A 2627-nucleotide genomic window follows, 5' to 3' on the forward strand; every position below is an offset into this window, starting at 1 on the left:
AGTTACTTGGTTTCTTTAAGCCAGATCTCGATGCAATGATTCATGAAAAACCTGTTGTAGCTTCAAAGCTACTACAATCTGTATCACTAATTGTAGCGAATAGACTCTATTCAGTAACTCAAGAAGTTAGAAGATTAAAAGACAGAATTCAGCAACTGGAAGTAGAAAATGAAGCTTCAGAGTAAGGGCGGTAGAGAAAAACTTAGGATCGTAATTTTTCTCTCAACGATCATACTCTTTCTCTCAGGGATGTTCTTCTTTCCAAGAATTGCTATACCTTTAGTCGTCTCATATATTTTGACACTAATTCTATCACCTATAATGAATACCTTTTTGAAACTAGGTCTTTCACGTACTGTTTCATCATTCTTTATTTTGATAGGGATACTCTTCTTTTCAATTTACCCAATCGTAAAAGTCGTACCGATTCTCACAACAGAAGCAAATAATATTCAGTACTATGCTCCTAAAGTAGAGTCGTACGTGAAAAAAGAATATTATGTTTTAAAAAATAAGCTTAGAGATAGAACTGGATTTGAATTACAGGATCGCTATATCACTGATGGACTAACTTATGTCAGAAGTGCCATTAGCTCCCTTGTTCTAAATGTTCCCAATCTTTTGGCATCGGTAATTGAATGGGTGTTTGTCATTCCACTTTTTGTCTTTTTCTTATTAAAGGATGCTCCGAGTTTTAGGCGATTTATTTTAGGAATTACACCAAACTCGTTTTTTGAGAAATTCTACTTTCTCTCACATAAATTCAATAAGCAACTTGGTGATTACATTCTTGCAAAGTTTATTGAGGCGACAATTATTGGAGTTATTCTAACTTCTGGTCTGCTAATTATGGATGTCAGGTTTGCACTGATTTTTGGATTGGTTGCTGCACTTACAAATGTTATTCCTTATCTTGGTCCTATCTTAGGAACAGTTCCGGCGCTAATATTTGCTCTTGCCGAGTATGGTTTGGGAACAACATTTGGTGGGGTTGTTATTCTTTATTTAATTGCCAATGCCATAGATATCGCTATTGTATTTCCAATTCTTGTTTCGAAGATTGTCGACTTACACCCAGTATTGGTCGTGGCTTCGGTTATTCTCGGATCACAAATGATGGGAATCATGGGAATGATTATCTCAATTCCTGTGGCCGCAGCAATTAAGCTAATTTTTACGGAAATTATTGAAGATATCTATAATTCAACATCAACTTGACCAATATTCTAATGCATAGTCTTTGACTACTATATTTGGGCGGTGCTAAAATCTCTTATTATCATAATTAATGGGAGAGCCTAGTGCGTCATTTGATCGTTCTATCAACAATTCTACTTCTTGCATCATGTGCTGTGGAAAGACCTACAGGAAAAACTGAAGCGGAAGTTCTCTATAAAGAAGCTGAAGAGCTTATGGCCGATAATAGATATTTACTGGCCACTGAAAAACTCAATACTTTAAGATCACAATATCCATATAGTTATTATGCAACCTCTGCTGAGCTAAAGCTTGCGGATATTCTTTTTGAACAAGAGAATTTTGAAGAGGCTGCCGCTGCATATATTCTATTTAAGGATTTTCACCCAAAGCACAAGAGTATCGATTACGTACTATTTAAAGTTGCGGAATCTTATTATAAGCAAAGGCCTGCGACATTTGACCGTGATCTTGCCCCAGCTATTAAGGCCATCAAATACTACAATGAGCTAAGAAGTTTATATCCAAACTCAAAGTATCTTCAAGATGCTGATGAGAAGATTAAGCTTTGTAATGAAATGCTTATTAAGAAAGAAAAGTATATTGCTGACTTTTACTTCAGAACTAAAGACTTTGATTCAGCAAAATTTAGATACACGAATATGTTGAATGCTTTTCATGAAAAAGAAATGAAGGCCGTAGCAGCTATGAGACTAATAGAAATTGGTGTTTTCACTAAGGATGATGGTCTTTGTAGAAATGCTTATGGGAAATACAAAGTTGTTTTTTCAAAGTCAGATAGAAAGAAAGCGGAAAAACTATATTTTAAATGTATTAAGAAGTAGGAGAGCTTCGTATGTTGAGATCATTAGAGCATGAGCAATTATTGAATAGAGCTCAGAAAGCATATGATAATAAAGAGTACTCTAAGTCGATGACACTTCTTAATGAAGTTCTAGAGTCAGATGATAGAAATGTTAAAGCACTCTTTCTCATTGCGAATATCTTTCATATTAAGGGTGAAATCTCTAAAGCGATAAAGCATTTAAAAAAGTTCTTGATGCAGACCCTAATCACACAGATGCCTCTATTAGTTTATCGGTTCTTTATAATGATATTGGTTATTATGAAGAGGCTAAGAAAGTATTCACAACAGCAAGTGAAAGAGTAAAGATCAAAGGTGATGATCAAGCATTAGATGATAATCACATCAATAAGAAGTTCTCTATTAAGCACTATGAGATGGCAGAGTTATACTTCACTTATAATCGCTATGACGAAGCATTGTTTGAATACAATAAGGCCATCAAGCTCGATCCTGCTAATTTAGAAGCGCGTATTAAAATTGCTAAGGTTTATGCCAAGAAAGGTTTCGTTAATAAGTCTCTTGATGAATTAATGAGACTGAAGAATGAATCACCAAATTATCT

General features: G+C 34.7%; 5 protein-coding genes. All 5 read left to right on the forward strand.

Annotation, left to right across the window (positions count from 1 at the left end; all coding sequences use genetic code 11):
- The coding region (locus M901_RS03585) for a hypothetical protein (RefSeq protein WP_021276822.1) at positions 1 to 185 on the forward strand (185 nt) is incomplete at its 5' end.
- Positions 169 to 1218 (forward strand): AI-2E family transporter, encoded by a 1050-nt coding sequence (locus M901_RS03590; RefSeq protein WP_021276823.1) that lies wholly within the window; start codon positions 169 to 171, stop codon positions 1216 to 1218. The genes M901_RS03585 and M901_RS03590, both read left to right, overlap by 17 nt.
- 83 nt (positions 1219 to 1301) lie before the next feature.
- The gene (locus M901_RS16205; RefSeq protein WP_021276825.1) at positions 1302 to 2042 is read left to right on the forward strand and encodes an outer membrane protein assembly factor BamD; all 741 of its coding nucleotides are present in this window, start codon (positions 1302 to 1304) and stop codon (positions 2040 to 2042) included.
- Between the two features lie 11 nt (positions 2043 to 2053).
- Entirely contained in the window at positions 2054 to 2368 is a 315-nt protein-coding gene (locus M901_RS17725; protein WP_021276821.1) for a M48 family metallopeptidase, read from the forward strand.
- A 71-nt stretch (positions 2369 to 2439) separates the two neighbouring features.
- The coding region (locus tag M901_RS03605) for a lipopolysaccharide assembly protein LapB (RefSeq protein WP_021276824.1) at positions 2440 to 2627 on the forward strand (188 nt) is incomplete at its 3' end.

This window comes from Bacteriovorax sp. DB6_IX (assembly GCF_000447775.1).
Classification (GTDB): Bacteria; Bdellovibrionota; Bacteriovoracia; order Bacteriovoracales; family Bacteriovoracaceae; genus Halobacteriovorax_A.